Below are 24176 nucleotides of genomic sequence, written 5' to 3'. Positions count from 1 at the left end.
TGTGGAGCAGAGCTCCACGACCTTGCCCTTGCGGCGCAACCGTAAAAAACCAGGGACATTGTCATACCAGGCGCAGCCTGTAAACAATGTCCCGGATAGATAGCAGGGATGAAAAAAGGACATCCAAGTTTTGGCTTGGATGTCCTTTTCGTTGTTTGTGCGAAAGGGCCGGAGCGCAAGCCTATCGCCCTTGCGGGCACGTGCGGCTTTCGCTCCTGGGTTTTTCGTATGGCTGCGCCGGTTTAAGGCCGTAAGGCTCCGCCTTACCAACCGCAGCTTTTGAAAAAGCTGGCAAAACTTTTAATTGTCTCCACCCAACTTACGCGGAGAAATCCGCCCTTGCCGAAGGCAAGAAGGCGGCTTGTCCCGTCCGGTCACGCACTATTCATCCAGCTTCAGCACGGACATGAACGCCTCCTGGGGCACCTCCACGGTGCCCAGCTGGCGCATGCGCTTTTTGCCCTCCTTCTGCTTTTCCAGCAGCTTCTTCTTCCGGGTGATGTCGCCGCCGTAGCACTTGGCCAGCACGTCTTTGCGCAGGGCTTTCACCGTCTCCCGGGCGATGATCTTGCCCCCCACGCAGGCCTGGATGGGCACCTCGAACAGCTGGCGGGGGATCTTCTCCTTCAGCTTTTCCGCCATCTTCCGGGCCCGGGGATAGGCCTTGTCCGCGTGGATGATGAAGGAGAGAGCGTCCACAATCTCCCCGTTGAGCATGATGTCCAGCTTCACCAGCTTGCTGGGCTGGTAGCCCAGCAGCTCGTAGTCGAAAGACGCGTAGCCCCGGGTGCGGGATTTCAGCGCGTCGAAAAAGTCGTAGACAATCTCGTTTAAGGGCAGCTCGTAGTGGATGTCCACCCGGTCGGTGTCCAGGTACTTCATGTCCTTGAACACGCCCCGGCGCTCCTGGCACAGCTCCATGATGTTGCCCACATACTCCGAAGGGGAGTAGATGTGGGCGTTGCAGATGGGCTCCTGGGCGCTGGCGATCAGGGTGGGGTCCGGGTAGTTGGTGGGGTTGTCAATGGTGATTTCGCTGCCGTCGGTGAGCTTCAGCCTGTACACCACGCTGGGGGCGGTGGTGATCAAATCCAAATCGTACTCCCGCTCCAGCCGCTCCTGGATGATCTCCATGTGCAAAAGCCCCAGAAAGCCGCACCGGAAGCCAAAACCCAGGGCCACAGAGGTCTCCGGCTCGAAGGTGAGGGAGGCGTCGTTTAATTGCAATTTTTCCAGGGCGTCCCGCAAATCGGTGTAGTGGGCGCCGTCGGCGGGGTAGATGCCGCAGAACACCATGGGCTGCACCGCCCGGTAGCCCTCCAAAGGTTCGGCGGCGGGGCGGTCCTTTAAGGTGACGGTGTCGCCCACACGGGCCTGGCGCACATCTTTGATGGAGGCGGCGATGTAGCCCACCTCCCCGGCGTAGAGGGCGGCGGCGGGCTCCAGGTTGGTGGCCCGCAGAAAGCCGCACTCCACCACGGTGAACTCCCCGCCGGTGGCCATCATGCGGATGGTGTCCCCGGGCTTGACCTGGCCGTCCTTAATGCGCACATACACAATCACGCCCCGGTAGGCGTCGTAGTAAGAGTCGAAGATCAGGGCCCGCAGGGGGTCGTTCTCGTTGCCGGTGGGGGCGGGAATGTCGGTGACGATGCGCTCCATCACCTCCTCCACGTTTTCGCCGGTCTTGGCGGAGATGCGGGGGGCGTCCATGGCCGGGATGCCGATGACGTCCTCAATCTCGTGGCAGACCCGCTCGGGGTCGGCGCTGGGCAGGTCGATCTTGTTTACCACCGGCAGGATCTCCAGGCCCGCGTCCACGGCCAGGTAGGTGTTGGCCAAGGTCTGGGCCTCAATGCCCTGGGAGGCGTCCACCACCAGCACGGCCCCCTCGCAGGCGGCCAGAGAGCGGGATACCTCGTAGTTAAAGTCCACATGGCCGGGGGTGTCGATGAGGTTGAAGATATAGTCCTCCCCGTCCTTGGCAGTGTAGACCAGGGTGACGGCGTGGGCCTTGATGGTGATGCCCCGCTCCCGCTCCAGGTCCATGTTGTCCAGCAGCTGGTTTTCCATTTCCCGCAGGGGCACGGATTTGCTCAGCTCCAGGATGCGGTCGGCCAGGGTGGATTTTCCGTGGTCGATGTGGGCCACAATGCTGAAATTGCGAATCTTGCTTCTGTCCATGCAAACACTCCTAGATAAAGCGTAAATCGTCTTGAGGATGTAATACCTTATTATAGCAGAAAACGCGGGAAAAGGAAAGCGGCCAAGTTGCCAAGCCCCCACTTGAATAAAATAAATGGCTAAGTTGCCAAAAAAGCTAGGTTTTATGCGGGTTTGAGCAACTACGCCAAGGTGGCTAAGTTCCCCCTTGTTTGGGGGAAAGATGGCAACTACGCCAAGCTGGCTAAGTTGCCTGAAGCCGCATGTTTCCTGGGTTTTCGGGCAACTACGCCATTTTAATTTCTCCGGCCCTGGGGCAACGGGTTTTGTGCTGTCCCAAGAGGGGGACATCCGTCCCCCCTTTTTTGTGTATGGGAAGGCAGGACCTACGGTCCTTGCAACCCCCTTAGGGCCGTGGAGCTCTGCTCCACACCTCGCAGCTTTTGAAAAAGCTGGCAAAACTTTTACTTGTCTCTATCTGACTCGGGCGCGGGCTTTCCAGTTAGCGCCTCTCACACCCAGCTCCGCCGCCCTAAAAGCGGCGTTCGCGTCTTGTCCAGTCCGGCCACGGACCCAAGCGCGGGCCGCTTGCCAGCCGTTCCCCGCAAACCCCGCCGCCTTTAAAGCGGCGTGCGCGACTCGTCCCGCGGGGCCACCCGCTTGCAATCTGGGGGAGGGCATGCTACAATAGACCCTAGTTACGCGATTGCGATTGAGAAAGGCGGACCATCTTATGAAAGCTACGGAAAAAACTATGGACACCATTGTCTCTCTGTGCAAAAAACGGGGCTTTATCTTCCCCGGCAGCGAGATTTACGGCGGCCTCTCCAACTCCTGGGACTACGGCCCCCTGGGCGTGGAGTTTAAAAACAACGTGAAAAAAGCCTGGTGGAAAAAATTCGTCCAAGAGTCCCCCTATAACGTGGGCGTGGACGCCGCCATCCTGATGAACCCCCAGGTGTGGGTGGCCACCGGCCATGTGGGCGGCTTCTCCGACCCCCTGATGGACTGCAAGGACTGCAAAACCCGCCACCGGGCTGACAAGCTCATTGAGGACTTTACCGGCGAGAGCGCCGACGGCTGGTCCAACGAGAAGATGATGGACTTCATCAAGGAGCACCACATCCAGTGCCCCAACTGCGGCAGTGAGAACTTCACCGAGATCCGCCAGTTCAACCTGATGTTCAAGACCTTCCAGGGCGTCACCGAGGACCAGAAGAGCGAGATCTACCTGCGGCCCGAAACCGCCCAGGGCATCTTTGTCAACTTCCCCAGCGTGCAGCGCACCACCCGGAAGAAGCTGCCCTTCGGCATTGCCCAGGTGGGCAAGAGCTTCCGCAACGAGATCACCCCCGGCAACTTCACCTTCCGCACCCGGGAGTTCGAGCAGATGGAGCTGGAGTTCTTCTGCAAGCCCGACACCGACCTGGAGTGGTTCCAGTATTGGAAGGATTATTGCAAGCAGTGGCTCTTCTCCCTGGGCATGACAGAGGAGAACCTCCGCTTCCGGGACCACCGGCCCGAGGAGCTGGCCTTCTACTCCAAGGCCACCACGGACGTGGAGTACCTGTTCCCCTTTGGCTGGGGCGAGCTGTGGGGCATTGCCGACCGCACCGACTACGACTTAAAGCGCCACCAGGAGCACTCCGGCAAGGATTTGACCTACTTCGACCAGGAGACCGGGGAGCACTACATCCCCTATGTCATCGAGCCCAGCCTGGGCGCCGACCGCATGGCGTTGGCGTTCCTGTGCGACGCCTACGACGAGGAAGTGGTGGGCCAGGACAAGAACGGCAAGGACGATATCCGTGTGGTGCTGCGCCTGCACCCGGCCCTGGCCCCCTTTAAGGCCGCCGTGCTGCCCCTCTCCAAAAAGCTGGCGCCCAAGGCCCAGGAAATCCACGACATGCTCTCCAAGCATTTCATGGTGGACTACGACGAGGCCGGCTCCATCGGCAAGCGCTACCGCCGCCAGGACGAGGTGGGCACGCCCCTGTGCGTCACCGTGGACTTCGACACCGTGGGCGACGAGCAGGAGGGCAAGCCCGCCGACAACTGCGTCACCATTCGGGACCGGGATACGATGGAGCAGGTGCGCCTGCCCATTGAAAAGCTGAAGGATTACATCGAGGAAAAGACCGCCTTTTAAGGGCGAAATAGGGGGAGAAAGCGGGGCATTGCCCCGCTTTTTTCGTTTTGTGCCGATCTGGGAAGGAAAACCATTGAACCCCGGGCGGAATTGTGCTACAATAAATTGATATTGAGAATTCCCCATCCAGCAGGAGGAAACGCGATGAAAAAGAGACGCCGCCTGGCGGTTTTTTTGGGGGCCCTGGCAGTGGCCTCCAGCCTGACAGCCCTGCCGGCCCTGGCCACGGAGGGGAGCTTCCCTTCGGCCCAGACAGAGATGCCGGGGGAGGGCACGGAGGGGGGCTCCTCCAGCGGAGGGGACAACACCCTGCCGGAGACGCCTCCCCCTGCCGAGCCCACCCCGGCGCCAGAGCCCTCTACTCCCGAGCCGGTGGAGACCCCGCCCCCCCAGGTCTCTACGCCAGAGCCCACCGTGCCCGCGGTGGAGCCCACAGAGGAGCCGGTGTGGGACCCCACCCCAGAGCCCTCCCCTTCGGAGGACCCCTGGGCAGAGCCCACGGAAGAGCCCGTTTGGGAGCCCACGGAGGAGCCCTCCAGCAGTGAGAGCCAGGACCCCGCGGCCGGCTATGTGGAGGAGCCAACGCCCACTCCCGACGCCACCCAGAGGCCCCGTTCCACGCCCCGCCCCGTCTTGGAGCGGCCCCAGGCCTCTCTGAATGGGGGCAGCTCTTCCTCCACTGCGGAAGAGGAGGAAAGCGGCCCCAACTATGTGACCTTTGCCCAGCTGAACGTGCGGGGCAACTCCCTGGCGGCCACCCTGTTCTACGCCGGGGCGGCCTGCATTGCCGCTGGCGTGCTGGGCCTGGCGGCCATTTTGGTGTTCTACATCCGGGGCCGCAGGCGCTACACCCCCGCCGATGACATTTTAGAGGAGATCCACGAGGCGGAGGCCCGCCAGCCCGCGGCGCAGCCCGCCCCTGCGGCGGAAGAGCCCGCGTCCCCCGTGCCCCCCGCGCCTGTGCCGCCGCCTCCGCCCCCCCGGCCCGCGCCCCCGCCGGACGCCCTGATGCCGGAGGAGGCCTCCCTCTACACCGAGGAGTTCTCCCTGCCCCTGGAGGAGCAGGAGGACGCCGCCTACCGGGAGGAGGACTACGGGGAATCCTACGGGCAGTATGAGGAGCCCCTGGCCCCCTATGAAGGGCAGGCGGCCTATTATGAGGACGAGGACTACGAGGATTACCAGGACTATCAGGAGTACGAGGACTACCAGGACTACCGGGAAGAGCCCCCCGCGGCGGCCCCTCCCCCGGAAGACCAGGCCACCCGCACCTTTGACACGGAGGAGATCCTGCGGGAGGCCCTGCGCTACACCGATGACGGTTCGGAAGGGCGTTGAGCGCTTCGCGGGCTTTGTGTGAATATCTGTGAATAGAAAAGCATCCCCAGGCCAGCGCCCGGGGATGCTTTTTTTGCCTCTTTATTGGCCCAGCAGGGTTTCGGCGGTTTCGGTCTCGAACTGCTTGCTGTACAGGGTGGCGTAATAGCCCCCCAGGTCCATCAGCTGCTGGTGGGTGCCCCGCTCGATGATTTTGCCCGCCTTGACCACCAGGATCAGGTCCGCCTTGCGGATGGTGGACAGCCGGTGGGCGATGAGGAAGCTGGTGCGGCCCTCCAGCAGGGTGGAGATGGCCTCTTGGATGAGGGCCTCGGTCTTGGTGTCGATGGAAGAGGTGGCCTCGTCCAGGACAAAGATGCGGGGGTCTGCCAGCACGGCCCTGGCAAAAGAGACCAGCTGCTTCTCCCCTGTGGAGAGCTGGCCGCCCCCTTCGCCCACGTCGCTGTCATAGCCGTGCTCCATGTGGGTGATGAAGTCATGGGCGCCCGCCAGCTTGGCCGCGGCCACAATCTCCTCGTCGGTGGCGTCCAGGCGGCCGTAGCGGATGTTCTCCCGGATAGAGCCGGAGAACAGGTGGGGCGTCTGCAGCACATAGCCAATGCTGCTGTGCAGCCACAGCTGGCTGCGCTCCCGGTAGTCCCGGCCGTCGATGAGAACGCGCCCGGCGGTGGGCTCGAAGAACCGGCAGGCCAGGTTCACCAGGGTGGATTTGCCCGCGCCGGTCTCGCCCACAATGGCCACGGTGGTGCCCGCGGGCACGTCTAGGCTGAAGTGCTCCAGCACGTTCTCCGCGCCGTCGGGGTAGCGGAAGGTGATGTCCTCAAAGGTGATGTGGCCCACAAGGGGCTCCCAGTTTTCCCGCTTGGGGGCAAAGGAGGTGCCGTATTTCTCGATGACCTCTGGGGTGTCGGTGATCTCCGGCCGCAGCTCCAGCAGGGCGGAGACCCGCTCGATGTTGGCCTGGGTGGCGATGAAGTTGGAGATGGTGCGGGCCAGGGTCTGCACCGGGTCGGCGATGACCAGGGCGAAGTTGACAAACACCGTCAGCTCGCCAATGCCGATGTCCCCCCACAGCACCATGCTGCCCCCGCCGGTGAGCACGAAGGCCACGGCCAGCGCCGTGAGGAAGCCGATGATGGGCACATACACGGCGTTGAGCAGCACCCCCCGCACGGTGGTGCGGCGCATGCGCTGGGTCACCTCTTGAAAGGCGGCGGTGTTCTTGTCCTCGATGACCAGGGTTTTCGAGGTTTTGGCCCCGGAGATGCCCTCGTTGTAGTGGCGGGTGATCTCTGCGTTGACCTTGCGGGCCTGGCGGTTGATGGCCAGGATCTTCTTCTGGAAGTACAGGGTCAGCAGGGCAATGGCGGGCACCACCACGATGACCAGCAGGGCCAGCCGCCAGTTGAGGAACAACATGACCCCCATGCACCCGATGACGTAGGCGGCGCTCCAGAAGATGTCCACCAGGCTCCAGGCAAAGACAGAGCCAATGCGGTTGGTGTCGCTCATCACCCGGGCCATGATGGTGCCCACCGGGGTGGTGTTGTAATAGGAGAAGGAGAGGGTTTGCAGGTGGGTGAACAGCCGCTTTTTCAAATCCCGGCCCAGGTACATCTCCACCTTTAGGGCAGAGCGGGCGAAGATCATGGTGCAGAGCATCTGGGCCAGCACCACGGCCATGTAGCCCAGGGCGTACCAGCCCACCCCCTGGCTCTGCCGGGGGGTGACGAAGTGGTCCACCGCGTAGCCGGAGAGCAGGGGGTAAGCCAGGTCGCACCCGGCGCTGACCAGCATCAGGGAGAGGATGACCGCCATGTTCCGGGAGTAGGGCTTTAAAAAGGGCAGCAGCTTGGCCCAGGTCTTTAAAGAGGCGAAGCGGCCCTGTTGGTTGTTCTGTTCAATCTGTTCTACATTCATAAGAATACCTCAAATACCGTGTATCGAAAGCCAATGGGCCCGCGGCCCGCTGGGCGTTCTGCTTGCGATGGGAAGGGGGAACTGTGCAAACCCAGCCCCGCCAAGCCCCCAAACGGGAGGGGTGCAAAGAGGCCATTCTGGCCCTGCTGGAGCAGCACGGCGGCGAGATGCCCTCTAATGAGCTGATAGATGAACTGAAACAGGCTGGTTATTCGATCGCAACTGTGCGGAGAGTCAGAGACGGTATGAAACAGGAGGGGATGCTTCGTCTCTTCCCCAAAGGGCAGTGCGGCAACAGGCAGTGGTTTATTGCTTTAGCTGCTCATTTTCAAGAACAGCCCCACTTGAAATGAGAAAATGAGCAAGTTAAGAAAAAAGCTAGGAAATATGCGGCTTTCAGAACTTGCTCACATGAGCATCTTAACAAGAATAAGACCGGCAACTTGCTCACCTGAGCAAGTTCGCAAACCCGCATAAACACTGGGTTTTTCCCTAAGATGCTCATTTCCCTCTCTCAAGCCCTGGGGCAACGGGTTTTGTGCTGTCCCAAGAGGGGGACATACGTCCCCCCTTTTTTTGTGTATGGGAAGGCAGGACCTACGGTCCCGCACCCCCCTTAGGGCCGTGGGACGCTGTCCCACACCCTGCCACCTTTGAAAAGGTGGACGAAACTTTTACTTGTCTCCACCCAACTTAAGCGCGGGCCGCTTGTTCGCCGCCCTCAGCCAGCTCCGCCGCCTTAAAGCGGCGTGCGCGACTCGTCCAGTCCGGCCACGGACTGCATGTCGTAGATGCGCTTGTAGATGCCCTCTTGGCGGATGAGCTGCTGGTGGGTGCCCAGCTGGGCCACCCGGCCCCGGTCCAGCACCAAAATCTGGTCCGCGTTCATCAGGGTGGTGATGCGGTGGGCAATGAGAATGGTGGTGCCCTTTACGTTCTCCCGGATGGATTGGCGGATCTTCTGGTCGGTCTCCATGTCCACGGCAGAGAGGGAGTCGTCAAAAATCTTGATGGGCGTGTCCTGCATCAGCATGCGGGCAATGGCCACCCGCTGCTTCTGGCCGCCAGAAATGGTCACGCCCCGCTCGCCAATGGGGGTGTCGTACCCCTGGGCAAAGCCCTCGATGGCGTCGTCAATCACCGCCAGCCGGGCAAAGTGGCGCACAGATTCCAGGTCCTCCCGAGAGGCGCCGTCGGCAATGCTCTCCCGAAAGGTCTTGGAGAAGAGGAAGGGCTCTTGCAGCACAATGCCGGTGTTTTTCCGCAGGTAGGCCAGGTCCATCTCCCGAATGTCCACCCCGCCAATGGTGATCTTCCCGTTTTCCCGGGGCAGCTCGTACAGGCGGTCCAGCAGGGCCATCAGGGTGGATTTGCCCGAGCCCGTGGCCCCTAAAATGCCAAAGGTGCTCCCGGCTTTGATGGTGAAGCTCACGTCGTGCAGGACGCCGGTGTCCTCGTTGTAGCCAAAGTTCACATGGTCGAAGACGATGTCCCCGTCCATAGGGGGCTTGACCGGGTGGGGGCAGTTCCGCTCCTCTTGGGCGTCTAAGATGTCGAACAGGCGGGTGGCGGAGATAGAGGTCTTGCTCAGCTCCGCCAGCAGCCGCCCCAGGTTGCGGGAGGGCCACACCAGCATGGAGTTGTAGGCGGTAAAGGCCAGGAACTCCCCTTCTGTCAGGGCGCCCCGCTCCACAAAGAAAACCCCCGCCACCAGGATGACCAGCACCTGGAACCCGGCGAAAAAGTCCCCCAGGCCCCAGTTGACGCCCATCACCTTGCCCAGGTTTACCCACAGGTTGGTGAACTCCTCGTTTTTCTGGTTGAACCGGTCAATCTCATAGCGCTCCCGGCCAAAGGCCCGCACCACCCGCACGCCGGTCAGGTTCTCCTGCACCAGGGCGGTCAGCTCGCCCTCGGTCTCGTCGGCCCGGCGGAACTTCTTCCCGGTGATGACGTAAAAGACCAGGGAGGAGACCATCACCACCGGCACAAAGGCGGTGACCAGCAGGGAGAGCTCCACGTTCATGGCGAACATCAGCGCCAGGGAGACCAGGATTAAGAGCACGGTGCGCACCACCTCCATCAGCTGGTCGCTGACAAAGTTGCGGATCAGGTCCACGTCCTGGGTGCAGCGCTGGATGATGTCCCCCGTCTGGTGGGAGTTGTGCCAGGCGTAGGGCAGGTGCTGGATGTGGTCGAACAGGGTGTCCCGCACCCGGGCCACGGTGCCCTCGCAGGCCTTGGCCAGGTTCATGCGGGAAGAGTAGTTGGAGAGCCCGGCAATGGCGGCAAACACCAGGCTGGCCGCCGCGCACAGCACAATGTGCCGGCGCAGCATCTCCCGCCCGCCCAAAGATTCGATCCACTCCACTAGAAAGCCGGGCAGGTTGAAGGGAGTGTCGTTGATGACCGAGTCCACCGTGACCCGGATGACCTGGGGCGTCATGTAGTTTGCCACCACGGCGATGACCACCATGACCACCGCCAGCAGGAACTTTCCCCGAAAGCCCTTGGTAAAGGGGAAGAACCGCAGGATATTGGATGTTTTGGGGGTCTGTTGTTTCATAATACACCTCATACCGGATAAAAAGCCTGGGCCGGCACTCCTTGGGCCGGGCCCTGGGTTGGGCCCCGCGCACCTGCAAAAAGGGGACGGCAGGCCCGTTGCAGGAAAAAGCCTGCCGTCCCCCTTGCATGGCGAAACAGCCAGAGGGGTTCTCCCTCCAGCGCGGACACCTTTCTAAAGGGAAGGGCCAGAGGAGCCCTTCCAGAAGGACGCGCTTCACGGCGGCGCGCCCGCAAATTATGACGGTACTGCCACTTTACCACGGAGATGGGAAAAAGTCAATGGATTTTCCCCGGAATTTTGGAAAAAATAGGAGAGATGCACGGCCGCGAAAAGAGTATAAAGTACTTGCAAATTTACAAGACAGGGAGTATAATATAAACACACATAGTTTTTAAAACCAAATAAAGCGGAAATAAAAGACAAATTTGCGAGAAAGGGGCAGCTTTTATGGAATACACAATGAACTCCGGCGCCGCCAGCGCCCGGCAGCGGAAGAACGCCTTCCGCATGGAAAAGCGGAGAAGGCTGGGCCTGCCCCGCTACACCCTGGGGGAGGAGATCTTCTCCTCAGTCAGCCACGGGGTTTCGGCCCTGTTTGCCGTGGGGGCGCTGGTGTTTTTGCTGCTCACCTGCCAAAAAACGCCCCTGCGCCTGACCGCGGCGGCGGTGTACGGCGGAACCATGGTGCTGCTGTACACGGTCTCCACCCTGTACCACGGGCTGGGGCTGAACCGGGCCAAGGTGGTGTTCCGCTCGTTGGACCACTGCACCATCTTCCTTCTGATCGCCGGGACCTACACCCCCATCACCCTGGTGTGCCTGGGGGGCTGGAAGGGCTGGGCCATGTTCGGCGTGGTGTGGGCCGCGGCGGCGCTGGGCGTGGTGCTCAACGCCGTCAGCGTGGAGCGGTTTAAAAAGGTCTCCATGGCCTGCTACCTGGCCATGGGCTGGGTGGTGGTGCTGGCCATGGGGGATTTTTACCGGGCCGCCACGCCCCTGTGCTTCTGGTGCCTGCTGGCAGGGGGCGTGCTCTACACCCTGGGGGCCGTCCTGTACGGGGTGGGGAAGAAGGTGCCCTACATGCACGCGGTGTTCCACCTGTTCGTGCTGGGGGGCAGCGTGCTCCACACTGTGAGCGTGTGGACCATCCTGCAATGAGAGAAAAAAGGGGAAAGCGTCCGGGCGTGCCCGGGCGCTTTTTTTCGCGGGCGTTTTTTGGCAGGTTGGGGGGCTGTTGCTGCCACTTGGTAGAAGGCCCCTTGCGCTTGGGGGCCCGGCCCGCTATACTGGTCTTGCAGCTGCGGAAAGGAGCGAGAGCATGAGGATCACGTTAGAAGAGGACCCCCGTCTCACCGAGACAGAGGTGGTCATCCGCTGCCGGGAGGCCACCCCCCAGGTGGCGGGGCTGCTGGCGGCCCTGCGGTCCTTTGACCAGCGCCTCACCGGGGAGCGGGAGGGGCGCACCTATCTGCTGGAGGCCGGGCAGGTGCTGTACATCGAGTCCGTGGACAAACGGACCTTCCTCTACACCGGGGACAGCGTGTATGAAACGCCCCTGCGCCTCTATGAACTGGAGGAGCGGCTGGCCCCCCGGGACTTTGTGCGGGCCAGCAAGTCGGCCATCGTCAACTTTGGGCGGGTGTCCTCCATCTGCCCCGACCTGGGGGGCCGCCTGCGGCTGACCCTGGAAAACGGGGAAGTGGTGGGGGTCTCCCGCCAGTACGCCCCAGCCATCCGCAAAAAGCTGGGCCTGTGAGAGAAAAAGGAGGAGACAGAGATGAAACAATTCGCGCAAAGCCTGTCCCAGGTGGTTGTGAACCTGTGCATATCCTTCACCATTGCGGTGTTGATCTATGCCGCTTTTTCCCGGGGGACGCTGCCCCAGGGGATGGTGTGGCAGCTTTTGCTGCTCAGCGCCGCGGCCACGCTGCTGCAGTTCGCCTTTTTTTCGGGAAAGGTGGTCAAGCGCCTGTCCTACCTGTGGCGCATGGTCCTGTTCGCCGCGCTGATGCTGGCCGTGGTCAGCGCCTGCGCCGTGGGGTTCGGGTGGTTCCCCGTGGCGGACGCCCGCAGCTGGCTGTTCTTTGTGGGGCTGTTCCTGGTGCTGTTCGCCGCCATTTCCCTGGCGTTCGAGGTGGGCTTCCGCCTGCGGCGCAAGGTGTATGACGACGCCCTGGGCCGGTACAAGAAGGGCCGGGCGGAATAAAGAGGAGGGCGGGTTTCCCCTGGGACGGGGGCCCGCCCTTTCTTTTTTTCGGGAAGGCATGAAACGGCGGCGGGAGGACTATACTGTATCAGGAAACCTGTGGAAAGGAGCCGTTTGCCATGCCCAACATCCACCTCACCCTGGCGGGACCGCCGGAGGCCGCCTATCCCAACGGCGGCGACGAAGCCTATTGGATGGGCCAAGTGGCCGGAGCCCTGGCCGCTGGACTAAACTCCCGGGGCATCGGCCTGTGCTGGGGGCCGCCCCAGGAGGAGGGGGCCCTCTGGCTGGCCCTGTGCTCCCAGGCGGCGCCGCCGGAGCGGGAGGGACAGCTGAAGGGCCCGGCGTTGTGCTTCCGGGCGGGGGACATCACCGGCGGCCGGGCGGCCCGCGCCCTGGCGAAAGCCCTGGAGGAGGCCTATCCCCAGCCGGAGCTGCTCCAGGTGCGGGAGGAGCCCTCCCTCCCCGAGCTGGAGGCCGCCCCCTGCCCCGGGGTGGCGGTGCGCCTGCTGTACCGGGACAATCCCCAGGACGAGGCCTGGCTGGCCCGCAGCACCGGCGCCGCAGGCCAGGCCCTGGCCCGGGGCCTGGCCCAAGCCCTGAAGGGGCTGTGCCCCCATGCTTGACCGGCTCACCCAGCTGCTGTGGGGCTGGCATGTGCTGCTGCTCCTTTTGGGGGCGGGGGCCTATTTCACCGCTGCCACGGGATTTTACCAGGTGCGCTGCCTGGGGCGCTGGCTGGGGGCGGCCCTGGCCTCCCGGGGGAAGGGAAAGGGAGAGGGGGGGAAGCTCTCCTCCTTCCAGGCGCTGACGGCGGCGTTGGCAGGGTCCCTGGGCACGGGGAACATTGTGGGGGTGGGGGTGGCCATCGCCACCGGGGGGCCCGGGGCTCTGTTCTGGATGTGGGCCTCCGCCCTGCTGGGCATGATGACTGTTTACGCCGAGAACGTCCTGGCGGCCCGCCACCGGCAGGCCCCCGGGGCCCTGGGGTACATCCGGGCCGCGGGGCGGTGGGGAAAGCCCCTGGCGGCGGTGTACGCCGGGGGGTGCTGCCTTTCCTCCCTGGGCATGGGCACCATGGCCCAGACCAACTCGGCGGCGGCGTCCCTCTCCACCCTGGGGGTGCCGGCAGCGGCCAGCGCCTTGGCGCTGGGGCTGCTGGCCTTTTGGGTGGCCCGGGGCGGGCTGGCCCTGGGGGCGAAGATCACCCAGCGCTTGGTGCCCCTGATGACCCTGCTGTTTTTTGGCGCCTCCCTGTGGGTGCTGTGGGTGTTCCGGGAAAACATCCCCCGGGCCTTTGCCAGCATTTTCCAGGGGGCCTTCTCCCTAAAGGCGGGGGCCGGCGGCGCGGCGGGGGCCCTGCTGGCCCTGCGCACCGGGGTCTCCCGGGGGGTGTTCACCAACGAGGCCGGGCTGGGCAGCTCCGCCTTTGCCTACCAGGGGGTGGAGGGCCGCTCCCCGGAGGAGCTGGGCTGCCTGGGCATCTTCCAGGTGTTTGTGGACACCCTGGTGATGTGCACCGTCACGGGGCTGTGCATCCTGTGCTGCCGCTCCCCCGTGCTGGAGGGGGGGCAATTGGCGTTCTACGCCTTTGAAAGCGCCCTGGGCCCCTGGGGCGGGCGGGTGGCCTCCCTGTGCACGGCGCTGTTCGCCCTGGCCACCCTGGTGGCCTGGTGCTGCTGGGGCCGGGAGGGGCTGTTTTACCTCACCGGCGGCCGGGGGAGGATCCCCTATGCCCTGGCAGCGGGGGCGGCCGCGGCCCTGGGGTGCCTGCTGCCCCTGGGGACTGTGTTCCAGCTGGGGGACGCCTGCAACGGGCTGATGGCCCTGCCCAACGTGGCGGCCCTGTTCCTTTTGCGGCGAGAGGCGGCGGGGGTCTGCCGCCGGGGCGGAGAGGGGGCCTTCCAAGGGGAGGCGCGGAAAAAAGTCTTGGGGAAGATTCCATAAAATTCTGAAAACCGCTGGTATTTTTTCTAATTTGATGGTAAAATAGCTCTAGCGGCCCCCGCTGGTACCGCCTGTGGCGGCGCCGGCGGGCTGGCAGACTTGAATCGGCCGGGAAAGGGGCATTGGCTCCACGGCCGGGAAAGGCATGATTTTTATGAAACTGATCCTTGCAATTGTCAGCAACGACGACAGCGGAGCTGTGTCCTCCGCGCTGACCCGCGAAGGCTTCTCCGTGACAAAACTGGCCACTACCGGCGGCTTTTTGATGGCAGGCAACACCACCTTCATCTCCGGCGTGGAGGATGAGAAGGTGGACGCCGTGATCGGCATTATCGCCAAGTATTCCAGCCGCCGCACCCAGATCGTTCCCAGCACCTCCACCATGGAGGTGGGCATGTACTCCTCCTTCCCGGTGGAGGTGACCGTGGGCGGCTCCACCATCTTTGTGCTCAACGTGGACCGCTTCGAGAAGGTCTGATGGAATTTCCCGGATTTTTGGGCAACGCCCAGGTGAAGGAGGCCCTCTCCAGGGCCGGCCAGGCTGGGCGTTTTCCTCATGCCCTGCTTCTCTGCGGAGAGCCCGGCTGCGGGAAGCGCACCTTTGCCCGGCTGCTGGCCCAGGCCCTTGTCTGCCGGGACAAGGGGCACGCCCCCTGTGGGGCCTGCCCCTCCTGTGTGCGGGCCAAGGCGGGGTCCCATCCCGACATCCGTGTGGTAGAGGGGAGCGGGGTGACCCGCTCCCTTTCTGTTGAGGCGGTCAAAGAGGTCACGGCGGACGCTTACCGCGCCCCAGAGGAGGCGGAGGTCAGCGTGTACATCCTGCTGATGGGTGCCCGCACCTTAGAGCCCGCCCAGAACAAGCTGTTAAAACTCATCGAAGAGCCGCCCCCCCACGGGGTGTTCATCCTGGTGTGCGCCTCGGCCGAGCAGCTGCTGCCCACCATCCGCAGCCGGGTGCAGGCCTTTGTGCTGGAGCCCCCCAGCCAGGAGGAGGCCGCGGCGTACATGGCCGCCCGCCGGGACATCCCCCCGGAGCGGGCCCGGCAGTTGGCCGCCCTGTGCGGGGGGAACATCGGCCGCATGGAGGAGGAGCTCTCCGGCGGGGAAGAGGCCCGGGCCTTTTCCATTGCCTCGGCCATGGCCCAGGGCCTGCTAGAGCCCGGGGAGCACAGCCTTCTGCTGGCGGCGGCCCCCCTGCAGAAGGACCGGGACCTGTTCCGGGAGGTGCTGGTGCGGCTGGGGGCGGTTTTCCGGGACGGCGTGGTGCTGCGGGCCGGGGGCACCGCTGTGCTGGGCGGCTCTCCCGAGCTGGCGGACAAGCTGGGGGACCTGCCCATGAAGTGCCTGGCGCGGCTGGCGCCCCTGCCGGAGGAGTTCCGCCAAAAGCTGGAGCGCAACGCCAACCTGGCGCTGCTTGCCACGGACCTTTGCGCCCGCCTGCGGGAAGCGGTGGGCCGCTGAGGCTTTTTGTTCAAGGGCCGGAACGCGGCCCCCTTCCGGGGGCGGCCGGCAGGAAAGGAGGAATGCGCATGGCCGAGGTCATCGGCGTGCGGTTTAAAAATACAGGAAAGGTCTATTACTTCGACCCCCAGGGCCAGCGGCTGGAGAAGGGCTCTATGGCCATTGTGGAGACCGCCCGGGGCATGGAGTGCGGCGAGGTGGCTTTGGAAAACCGGGAGGTGGCCGATGAGAGCATTGTCCAGCCCCTGCGCAAGGTCATCCGCCCCGCCACCCGGGAGGATTTGAAACGGGTGGCCGAAAACCACCTGAAGGAGAAAAAGGCCTTTAAGGCCTGCGAGCGGAAGATCGCCGAGCGGGGCTTGGAGATGAAGCTGGTGGACGTGGAGTACACCTTCGACAACTCGAAGATCCTGTTCTACTTCACCGCCGACGGCCGGGTGGACTTTCGGGAGCTGGTGAAGGACCTGGCGGGCATGTTCCGCACCCGCATCGAGCTGCGGCAGATCGGCGTGCGGGACGAGGCCAAAATGCTGGGGGGCCTGGGCATTTGCGGCCGGCCTTTCTGCTGCGGCACGTTTTTGGGGGGCTTTACCCCGGTCTCCATTAAAATGGCCAAGGAGCAGGGCCTCTCTTTGAACCCGGTGAAGATCTCCGGGGCCTGCGGGCGGCTGATGTGCTGCCTGAAGTACGAGCAGGAGGCCTATCAGGACCTGCTGCGCACCACCCCCAAGGTGAACGCCCTGGTCTCCACCCCGGACGGCAAGGGCGTGGTCATCGAGCAGAACCTGCTTACCCGCAAGCTCACCGTGCGCCTGGACAAGGACCCGGAGGGCGCCCCCAAGGTGTTTAAGGTGAGCGAGGTGAAGGTGCTGCGGGACGGCAAGGTGAAGGTGGGCAAAAAGGAACTGGAAGAGCTGAAAAAGCTGGAGGAGACGTAAAAGGCGGGCCCGCCCCCGGGGAACAGCTGGCAGAATGGTAAGAAAAAGGAAAAACACTTGCATTTTGAGCAAAATGTGTTACAATGAACTTGAAAATCTAAATGGAGGTGTTCCCCATGCCCTATGTGATCAGTGATGAATGTATTGCTTGCGGCGCTTGCGCCAGCGATTGCCCCGTTGGAGCGATCTCCGAAGGCGACGGCAAATATGTGATCGATCCCGATACCTGCATTGACTGCGGCGCTTGCGCCGGCACCTGCCCCGTGGGCGCTCCCCAGGAGGGCTGAGCTTCGGGCCGGAACAATTTCAAAAAAGCGGAGCCCGGCGGGGGCTTGTTCCCCTGCGGGCTCTTCTTTTTGCCTGAAAGGAGGGAAGGCGGGTGAATCCGCTGTTGGAAAACACCCATTGGGAGCCCCTTTGCGGCGGGGCCAGGGTGCTGGTAAGCCCAGAGCACGGCTTTGGAACGGACGCCGTGCTGCTGGCCCACTTCGCCGCCCCCCGCCCGGGGGAGCGCTGGGCAGACCTGGGCACCGGCTGCGGGGTGATTCCCCTGCTGTGGCGGGTGCGCACCCAAGCCGGGTCCATCACTGGGGTGGAACTGCAGGAGAAGGCCGCCCAGCAGGCGGAGCGCTCGGTGGCGGAAAACGGTTTTTCCGCCACGGTGGGCATTGTGCGGGGGGACGCCCGCCGGCTTTCGGACCTTTTCCCGGCGGGCAGCCTGGACGGCATTGCCTGCAACCCGCCCTACACCCCGCCGGGGGCGGGCATCCCCTGCGGGGACGCGGCCCGGCGCACCGCCCGCCAGGGGGACACCCTTTCCCTGGAGGACCTGGCCCGGGAGGCCCGCTGCGCCCTGCGCTTTGGGGGCAGGCTGTGCCTGTGCCTGCGGCCCCAGCGGCTGGGGGAGGCGGTGGGGCTTTTCCAACGCTTTCAGCTGGAGCCCAAGCGGCTGCGGCTGTGCCAGCAGCGGCCGGGCAAAGCGCCCTTTCTCCTTCTGCTGGAGTGCCGCCGGGGCGGCAGGCCCGGCATGGACGTGGGGCCCGTGCTCCTTTTAGAGGGGGAGGACGGCCGCCCCACCGGGGAGCTGGAGGCCATTTACGGGGACTACCGGGACAACCCGGAGCATCAAAGACGATAGGGGGAGCAAAGCGTGGGACAGACATTGGAGCCGGGCGCCTTGTATGTGGTGGGCACGCCCATTGGCAACCTGGGGGACTTTTCCCCCCGGGCACGGGAGACGCTGGAGCAGGCGGACTTTATCGCCGCGGAGGACACCCGGGTCACCCTGCGGCTGCTGAACCACTTTGGCATAAAGAAGCCGCTGGTCAGCTATTTCGAGCACAACAAGCTGGAGCACGGCCCGCTGATTGTGGCCCGGCTCCGGGAGGGCCAGACTTGCGCCCTGGTCTCCGACGCGGGGATGCCCGCCATCTCCGACCCGGGGGAGACCCTGGTGGCCGCCTGCGCCGCGGCGGGGCTGCCGGTGTATGTGGTGCCCGGCCCCACGGCGGCCCTCTCTGCCCTGGCCATCAGCGGGCTGCCCACCGGGCGCTTTACCTTTGAGGGGTTCCTCAGCGTGAACAAGCGCAGCCGCAAGGAGCACCTGGAGGCCGTGGCCCAGGAGCAGCGCACCATGATCTTCTACGAGGCCCCCCACAAGCTGCGCAAGACCCTCTCGGACTTTGCCAGGCTTTTTGGGCCGGACAGGCCCATCGCCCTGTGCCGGGAGCTGACCAAGGTCCACGAGGAGGTGTGGCGCACCACCTTGGGAGAGGCCGCCGCCCACTACCGGGAGACGGAGCCCCGGGGGGAGTTCGTGCTGGTGGTGGCCGGGGCCCAGGCGCCCGCGGCGGCGGAGCGGGAGTACACCCTGGAGGAGGCGGTGGAGCTGGCCCGCTCTCTGGGGGCGGGAGGGCTTTCCGCCAGCGAGGCCGCCAAAGAGGCCGCCCAGGAGACCGGCTTTAAAAAAGGGGAGATTTACCGCCGGCTGATGGAAAGGGAGTGAGCCGCCGTGCTGAAGCAAGTGACACAGCGGGTGTGGTGCCTGCCCTGGGAGGAAGAGCGGGACCGGCCCAGCCTTTACTACATCCGGGGGGACCGGCGGAGCCTGGCGGTGGACGCGGGCAGCTCCCCGGCCCATGTGGCCCAGTTTTACGCCGCCCTGGAGGAGCGGGGCCTGCCCCTGCCGGATTTCACCGCCGTCACCCACTGGCACTGGGACCACACCTTCGGCCTGGGGGCGGTCCAAGGGGTGACGCTGGCCTCCGCCCTCACCAACCGGAAGCTGCGCCAGGTGCGGGCCTGGGAGTGGACCCCCGAAGCCATGGCCCAGCGGGAACGCCGGGGGGAGGACATCCCCTTTTGCAATGAGCACATCCGCCGGGAGTACCCGGACCTGGGGGCGGTTTCCGTCTCCTTAGCGGAGATGGAGGTGGAGGGAGAGCTGACGCTCCACCTGGGCGGGGTGGACTGCCGCCTGTTCTGCCGGGACACCCCCCATTCCCGGGACGGGCTGCTGGTCCATGTGCCCCAGGAGGGGGTGCTGGCGTTGGGGGACGCCGACTGTGAGGACCTCTACCAGCCGGGGGCCGGCTATGACCCTGCCCGCCTCAGGGCCCTGCTGGAGCTGCTCTCCTCCCTGGAGTTTTCCCTGGCACTGCCGGGCCACAGCGGCCCCGAGACCCGCGGCCAAGAGCTGGAGTACCTGCGGGGCTGTTTGCGGGGATGTGCGGGATGTTAAATTTTTGTCAGGGAATGGAAAATGGATGACGGCGGCGCAGATCTATGATATAATAGGTATAAATTTACTTCATGCTGCGCAAGCGGACCGTTTGGAACCATCCCCTCCAGGAAAACGCGCGGTAACGGGGAAGATCACAGGAAAGGATGACACACTATGCTGAGAAAGACAAAGATCATCTGTACGCTGGGGCCTGCCACGGAGGACGAGGCCGTCCTTCGCCGGCTGATGCTGGGGGGCATGAACGCCGCCCGGTTCAACTTTTCCCACTGTACCCATGAGGACGCCGCGAAAAAGCTGGAGGCTGTCACCCGCCTGCGGGAGGAACTGGGCCTGCCTGTGGCCACCATTCTGGATACCAAGGGCCCGGAGATCCGGGTAAAGACCTTTAAAAACGGCCCCATCGAGCTGGAGGCCGGCGACACCTTTACCCTGACCACCCGGGAGGTGGAGGGTGACGGCAAGATCGTCTCCATCACCTACAAGGACCTGCCCAAGGATTTGAAGGCGGGTGCCCGGGTGCTGATTGACGACGGCCTGGTGGAGATGCGGGCCGAGCACGTTTCAGAGACAGATATTGTATGTACCGTTTTAAACGGCGGCCGGGTCTCCAACCACAAGGGCATCAATGTTCCTGGCACCAAGCTCTCTATGCCCTTTATCAGCGAGCAGGACCGCTCGGACATCATCTTCGGCATTGAGAACGGCTTTGACTACATCGCCGCCTCCTTCACCCGCTCTGCCGAGGACATCCTGGAGATCCGCCACATTTTGAAGGAATATGAGTGCCATTCCATGAACATCATCGCCAAGATTGAGAACATGGAGGGTGTGGAAAACATCGACGAGATCCTCCGTGTGGTGGACGGCATCATGGTGGCCCGGGGCGACATGGGCGTGGAGATCCCCCTGGAGGATGTGCCCGTGCTGCAAAAGCAGCTGATCCAGAAGTCTTACCTGGCGGGCAAGCAGGTGGTCACCGCCACTCAGATGCTGGACTCCATGATGAAGAACCCCCGGCCCACCCGGGCCGAAGCCACCGACGTGGCCAACGCCATCTATGACGGCACCAGCTGCATTATGCTTTCCGGCGAGACCGCCGCGGGCAAGTACCCGGTGGAGGCATTGGAAACCATGGTGCGCATTGCTGAGCGGGCCGAGCAGAGCATCAACTACATCAAGCGCTTCAACGCCCGTGACAACAGCGACGTGGCCTTCGATGTGACCAACGCCATCTCCCACGCCACCTGCACCACGGCCCACGACCTGGGGGCCAAGGCCATTCTGACGGTGACCAAGTCCGGCGTGACGGCCCGGCAGCTCTCCAAGTTCCGGCCCTCCTACCCCATTGTGGGCTGCACCACCGAGAAGCACGTCTGGCGCCAGCTGAACCTCTCCTGGGGCGTGGTGCCCATGCTCATCGACGAGGTTACCGACACCGACACCCTGTTTGAACGGGCCGTAGATGCCGCCGAGCAGACCGGCCTGGTGAAGAGCGGCGACCTGGTGGTCATCACCGCCGGCGTGCCCCTGGGCATCTCTGGCACCACCAATATGATGAAGGTCCATGTGGTGGGCCATGTGCTCCTCACCGGCGAAGGGGTTACCGAGCAGAGCGTCTCCGCCCGGCTGTGCGTGTGCAAGCGCCTGTCCGATATCCCCAAGCGCTTTCGGGACGGGGACATCCTGGTAGTGCCTGAGACCAACAACACCATTGTGGAGTACCTGCGGCGCAGCTCCGGCATCATCACCGAGGAGGGGGGCGCCAACTCTCACGCGGCCATTGTGGGCCTGGCCATGGACAAGCCCGTCATCACTGGGGCGGAGCATGCCACAGACCTGCTGAAAAGCGGCGCCGTAGTCACCCTGGACGCCAAGACAGGGCGGGTCAGCGCCTGCTGAACCGGCTGGGAGAAATCCTAAAAGCTGAAACAAGGAGGAGCCGTCTCGCTGGCGGCTCCCTTTTTGCGGGGAGGGAAACCCATGGAAAACGCGGTGCAGATTCGCGGCGCCACAGCCCAGGACGCCCAGGTGTTCTTTGCGCTGAATCTGGCCTTTAACGGGGAGGGGGTGGCCTCCCCCCAGGAGGCTGCTTTGGCTTTGGCCCACCCCGGGCCCGAGCGGGTGCTGCTTGCCTTTGTGGCCGGGGAGCCGGCGGGCTTCCTCTGCGGGCTGTTGAAGCGCTCCGCCTGCTACTCTCGGCCCTCTGCCGAGGTGACGGAGCTGTACGTCTGCCCCGGCTGCCGCCGCCAGGGCGTGGCCCGGCAGCTGCTGGAGGCTTTCCTGGACGCCTGCCGCCACGAGGGCGTGGAGGCCGTCACGGTGCTCACCGGGGAGGACAACGCCCCCGCCCAGGCCCTGTACCAAAAAATGGGCTTTTCCCCCAGCGGGGAGGCCCACTTCGAGCAGGGGCTGTGAATACGGCAGCAAAAAATCCCCCGGGTTTTCCGGGGGATTTCCAGTTTATCAGGCTTTCGCTTTGCAGTCCGCCAGGCGCTTTTCATAGGCGGCCTGCACCTGTTCCTCCAGGGCCAGGGGGGGCGGAGCGGGCGCCCAGGCAGCCCAGCACCCATCCCACGGTCTTGGCGTGGTGCAGGTGGAACTCCTCCTGGTTATAGCGCCGGACCCATTCCATGGCCTGGGCCGGCGTGGGGATAATGCTCATGGAAAACGCCTCCTTTTTTCTTTCCCCTTTATCATACCTCTGCCGGGGCTGTTTTGCAACGGTGGGGCCGCTTGCCATTTGGAGGTTTTTCTGGTATGATAAGACGGATAAAAGGGGGACCTGGCTTTGATAGAGAACAGACCGGTAACAGAACAGGAAATGCGATAGGGGGACGGGCCGCGGCGGCCCGTCCCTTTCTGCTTTATTACAGTAGTGGAAGGAAGTAGTGTTATGAAAGACGCTTTGACAAGGGAAAAGCTGGGAAAGGCGGCCTGGAAGCTGCTGCTGGTGCTGGCGGGGAACACGCTGTACGCGCTGGCAGTGGCCCTGTTTGTGCTGCCCAATGGGCTGATCACCGGGGGCACCACGGGGTTGGGGCTGGCCGCCCAATACTTTTTCGGCCTGCCCCTTTCCGCCTTTGTGGGGGTGTTCAACGCGGCCATGTTCCTGGCGGGGCTGCTGGTGCTGGGCAAGGTCTTTGCCCTGACCACGGTCATCAGCTCCTTTTACTACCCCTTTATTTTGGCGGTGCTGCAAGGGGCGCTGGGAGAGGTGCGCCTGACAGAGGACCCCCTGCTGGCCACGGTGCTGGCCGGGGTGATGATTGGCGCGGGCATTGGCATTGTCATCCGGGCGGGGGCCTCCACCGGCGGCATGGACATCCCGCCCCTGGTGCTGCAGAAAAAGCTGCGCATCCCGGTCTCCATTTCCCTGTATGCCTTCGACTGCGCCATCCTGCTGCTGCAGGCCCTGTTCTCCAATGTGGAGCAGGTGCTCTACGGCCTGGTGCTGGTGCTGCTGTACACCCTGACCCTGAACAAGACCCTGATGGCGGGCACGGGGCAGATGCAGCTGAAGGTGGTCAGCCAGAAGTACGAGGAGATCAGCCGGGCCATCCAGCGCCAGGCGGACCGGGGCACCACTTTGCTGAAAAGCGTGGGGGGCTATGGCGGGCAGGAGGGCTGCACCGTGCTGACGGTGGTCTCCAACCGGGAGCTGGCCAAGCTCACCGAGACGGTGACAGAGATCGACCCGGACGCCTTTATGGTGGTCAGCCAGGTCAACGAGGTGCGCGGCCGGGGATTCACCCTGCCCAAGCGCTATGGAAACCGCAGAAAATGAGGCGCCAGCCCAAAACAAGGGGCACCCGGCCTGGGTGCCCCTTGTTTTTTGCGCTTGGATGCCATCGGCCGGGCAGGGTCAGCCCAGGGCCACGTCCAGCACCATCATCACCAGAAATCCCGCCATAACCCCCAGGGTGCCAATGTTGGAGTGCTCCCCCAGATGGGCCTCTGGGATGAGCTCCTCCACCACCACATACAGCATGGCCCCGGCGGCAAAGGCCAGCAGCCAGGGCAGCAGGGGCTGAATGCTCCCCGCCGCCAACACCGCCAAAATGCCAAAGAGGGGCTCTACAATGCCGGAAAGCCCCCCGTAGACAAAGCTCTTCCAGGCGGGCAGCCCCTCCTGCCGCAGGGGCAGGGAAATGGCGGCGCCTTCGGGGAAGTTTTGCAGGCCCATGCCCAGCGCCAGGGCCAAAGCCCCCGTGTACAGGGCGGGGTCGTCCCCGTGCTGGGCCGCCAGGGCAAAGGAAAAGCCCACGGCCATGCCCTCTGGGATGTTGTGCAGCGTCACCGCGAGAACCAGCAGGGTGGTGCGCTTCCAAGAGGAGGAGTGCCCCTCTGGCTGGTCGGCGCCCAGGTGGAGGTGGGGCATCACAGAGTCCAGGGCCATGAGAAAGCCCACCCCCAGAAGAAAGCCCCCCGCCGCGGGCAGCCACCCGGGCACGCCCTGGCTCTCCGCCTCCTCAATGGCGGGGATCAGCAGGCTCCACACCGAGGCAGCCACCATCACGCCGGCGGCAAAGCCCAGGAAAATCCGCTGGGCCCCCTCTGTTACGCGCTTGCGGAAGAAAAAGACCATCGAGGCCCCCAGGACGGTCATCAAACAGGTAAAGCCCGTCCCGGCGGCGGCCCACAGTACTGGCTGCATTCCAACCCCTCCTCACTTTTGGTTATGTTAACCGAACCGCTTCTACTCCGCATTATACACAGCGGGCAAACGTTTGTCAAACGGAGGG

General features: G+C 63.9%; 23 protein-coding genes. 18 read left to right on the top strand and 5 right to left on the bottom strand.

The window, feature by feature from the left end; all coding sequences use genetic code 11:
* Positions 1 to 381: 381 nt before the first annotated feature.
* Positions 382 to 2184: a translation elongation factor 4 gene (gene lepA, locus ODJ80_RS01925; protein WP_263040670.1), complete on the bottom strand. Its 1803-nt coding sequence runs from the start codon at positions 2182 to 2184 to the stop codon at positions 382 to 384.
* Between the two features lie 712 nt (positions 2185 to 2896).
* Between lepA and ODJ80_RS01920 the strand changes: the two genes are divergently transcribed.
* Positions 2897 to 4312, top strand: coding sequence for a glycine--tRNA ligase (locus tag ODJ80_RS01920; protein WP_263040669.1), 1416 nt, complete (start codon positions 2897 to 2899; stop codon positions 4310 to 4312).
* 144 nt (positions 4313 to 4456) lie between these two features.
* Entirely contained in the window at positions 4457 to 5650 is a 1194-nt protein-coding gene (locus ODJ80_RS01915; protein WP_263040668.1) for a hypothetical protein, read from the top strand.
* A gap of 81 nt (positions 5651 to 5731) precedes the next feature.
* Here the strand turns inward: ODJ80_RS01915 and ODJ80_RS01910 are convergent, their stop codons facing one another.
* Positions 5732 to 7570: an ABC transporter ATP-binding protein gene (locus ODJ80_RS01910; protein WP_263040667.1), complete on the bottom strand. Its 1839-nt coding sequence runs from the start codon at positions 7568 to 7570 to the stop codon at positions 5732 to 5734.
* 83 nt (positions 7571 to 7653) lie between these two features.
* Here ODJ80_RS01910 and ODJ80_RS01905 point away from each other — a divergent pair, with 83 nt between their 5' ends.
* On the top strand, positions 7654 to 7923 hold the full coding sequence (locus ODJ80_RS01905; RefSeq protein ID WP_263040666.1) for a hypothetical protein: 270 nt from the start codon (positions 7654 to 7656) through the stop codon (positions 7921 to 7923).
* 386 nt (positions 7924 to 8309) lie between these two features.
* Here ODJ80_RS01905 and ODJ80_RS01900 read toward each other — a convergent pair whose 3' ends face one another.
* A complete protein-coding gene (locus ODJ80_RS01900) occupies positions 8310 to 10136 on the bottom strand; it encodes an ABC transporter ATP-binding protein (RefSeq protein WP_263040665.1) in 1827 nt (608 codons plus the stop codon).
* A 450-nt stretch (positions 10137 to 10586) separates the two neighbouring features.
* On the opposite strand from ODJ80_RS01900, the gene trhA reads away from it, so the two are divergent.
* The 14 genes from trhA to ODJ80_RS01830 all read left to right on the top strand — a co-directional run bounded on the left by trhA (position 10587) and on the right by ODJ80_RS01830 (position 21849).
* Positions 10587 to 11297 (top strand): PAQR family membrane homeostasis protein TrhA, encoded by a 711-nt coding sequence (gene trhA, locus ODJ80_RS01895; protein ID WP_263040664.1) that lies wholly within the window; start codon positions 10587 to 10589, stop codon positions 11295 to 11297.
* Positions 11298 to 11457: 160 nt separating this feature from the next.
* Entirely contained in the window at positions 11458 to 11895 is a 438-nt protein-coding gene (locus ODJ80_RS01890) for a LytTR family DNA-binding domain-containing protein (protein ID WP_178864233.1), read from the top strand.
* Between the two features lie 21 nt (positions 11896 to 11916).
* Entirely contained in the window at positions 11917 to 12345 is a 429-nt protein-coding gene (locus tag ODJ80_RS01885) for a hypothetical protein (RefSeq protein WP_263040663.1), read from the top strand.
* Between the two features lie 119 nt (positions 12346 to 12464).
* Positions 12465 to 12971 (top strand): hypothetical protein, encoded by a 507-nt coding sequence (locus ODJ80_RS01880; protein WP_263040662.1) that lies wholly within the window; start codon positions 12465 to 12467, stop codon positions 12969 to 12971.
* A complete protein-coding gene (locus tag ODJ80_RS01875) occupies positions 12964 to 14292 on the top strand; it encodes an alanine/glycine:cation symporter family protein (RefSeq protein ID WP_263040661.1) in 1329 nt (442 codons plus the stop codon). The genes ODJ80_RS01880 and ODJ80_RS01875 overlap by 8 nt, the downstream gene beginning before the upstream one ends.
* A gap of 154 nt (positions 14293 to 14446) precedes the next feature.
* Positions 14447 to 14770: a cyclic-di-AMP receptor gene (locus ODJ80_RS01870; protein WP_178864237.1), complete on the top strand. Its 324-nt coding sequence runs from the start codon at positions 14447 to 14449 to the stop codon at positions 14768 to 14770.
* Positions 14770 to 15753 carry a DNA polymerase III subunit gene (locus ODJ80_RS01865; RefSeq protein ID WP_263040660.1) on the top strand — a complete coding sequence of 328 codons (984 nt, stop codon included), beginning with the start codon at positions 14770 to 14772 and terminating at the stop codon, positions 15751 to 15753. Before ODJ80_RS01870 ends, ODJ80_RS01865 begins: the two co-directional genes overlap by 1 nt.
* 68 nt (positions 15754 to 15821) lie before the next feature.
* Positions 15822 to 16691 carry a PSP1 domain-containing protein gene (locus ODJ80_RS01860; RefSeq protein ID WP_263040659.1) on the top strand — a complete coding sequence of 290 codons (870 nt, stop codon included), beginning with the start codon at positions 15822 to 15824 and terminating at the stop codon, positions 16689 to 16691.
* A gap of 116 nt (positions 16692 to 16807) precedes the next feature.
* Complete coding sequence (locus ODJ80_RS01855; protein WP_178864239.1) at positions 16808 to 16978, top strand: DUF362 domain-containing protein; 171 nt, start codon at positions 16808 to 16810, stop codon at positions 16976 to 16978.
* A gap of 92 nt (positions 16979 to 17070) precedes the next feature.
* On the top strand, positions 17071 to 17829 hold the full coding sequence (locus ODJ80_RS01850; RefSeq protein ID WP_178864240.1) for a tRNA1(Val) (adenine(37)-N6)-methyltransferase: 759 nt from the start codon (positions 17071 to 17073) through the stop codon (positions 17827 to 17829).
* Positions 17830 to 17841: 12 nt separating this feature from the next.
* The gene (gene rsmI / locus ODJ80_RS01845; protein ID WP_263040658.1) at positions 17842 to 18696 is read left to right on the top strand and encodes a 16S rRNA (cytidine(1402)-2'-O)-methyltransferase; all 855 of its coding nucleotides are present in this window, start codon (positions 17842 to 17844) and stop codon (positions 18694 to 18696) included.
* Between the two features lie 6 nt (positions 18697 to 18702).
* Positions 18703 to 19431 (top strand): MBL fold metallo-hydrolase, encoded by a 729-nt coding sequence (locus ODJ80_RS01840; RefSeq protein WP_263040657.1) that lies wholly within the window; start codon positions 18703 to 18705, stop codon positions 19429 to 19431.
* Between the two features lie 156 nt (positions 19432 to 19587).
* On the top strand, positions 19588 to 21333 hold the full coding sequence (gene pyk / locus ODJ80_RS01835; protein WP_263040656.1) for a pyruvate kinase: 1746 nt from the start codon (positions 19588 to 19590) through the stop codon (positions 21331 to 21333).
* An 81-nt stretch (positions 21334 to 21414) separates the two neighbouring features.
* On the top strand, positions 21415 to 21849 hold the full coding sequence (locus ODJ80_RS01830; RefSeq protein WP_263040655.1) for a GNAT family N-acetyltransferase: 435 nt from the start codon (positions 21415 to 21417) through the stop codon (positions 21847 to 21849).
* Positions 21850 to 21931: 82 nt separating this feature from the next.
* Here ODJ80_RS01830 and ODJ80_RS01825 read toward each other — a convergent pair whose 3' ends face one another.
* Positions 21932 to 22096 carry a hypothetical protein gene (locus ODJ80_RS01825; protein WP_178864242.1) on the bottom strand — a complete coding sequence of 55 codons (165 nt, stop codon included), beginning with the start codon at positions 22094 to 22096 and terminating at the stop codon, positions 21932 to 21934.
* 231 nt (positions 22097 to 22327) lie between these two features.
* Here ODJ80_RS01825 and ODJ80_RS01820 point away from each other — a divergent pair, with 231 nt between their 5' ends.
* Positions 22328 to 23218 (top strand): YitT family protein, encoded by an 891-nt coding sequence (locus tag ODJ80_RS01820; protein ID WP_178864243.1) that lies wholly within the window; start codon positions 22328 to 22330, stop codon positions 23216 to 23218.
* 78 nt (positions 23219 to 23296) lie between these two features.
* Here ODJ80_RS01820 and ODJ80_RS01815 read toward each other — a convergent pair whose 3' ends face one another.
* On the bottom strand, positions 23297 to 24088 hold the full coding sequence (locus ODJ80_RS01815) for a ZIP family metal transporter (protein WP_178864244.1): 792 nt from the start codon (positions 24086 to 24088) through the stop codon (positions 23297 to 23299).
* Positions 24089 to 24176: the final 88 nt, after the last annotated feature.

Origin of the sequence: Acutalibacter sp. LFL-21, from assembly GCF_025630755.1 — a bacterium.
Lineage (GTDB): Bacteria > Bacillota > Clostridia > Oscillospirales > Acutalibacteraceae > Acutalibacter > Acutalibacter stercoravium.
This window is presented reverse-complemented; position numbering and strand designations above follow the sequence as displayed.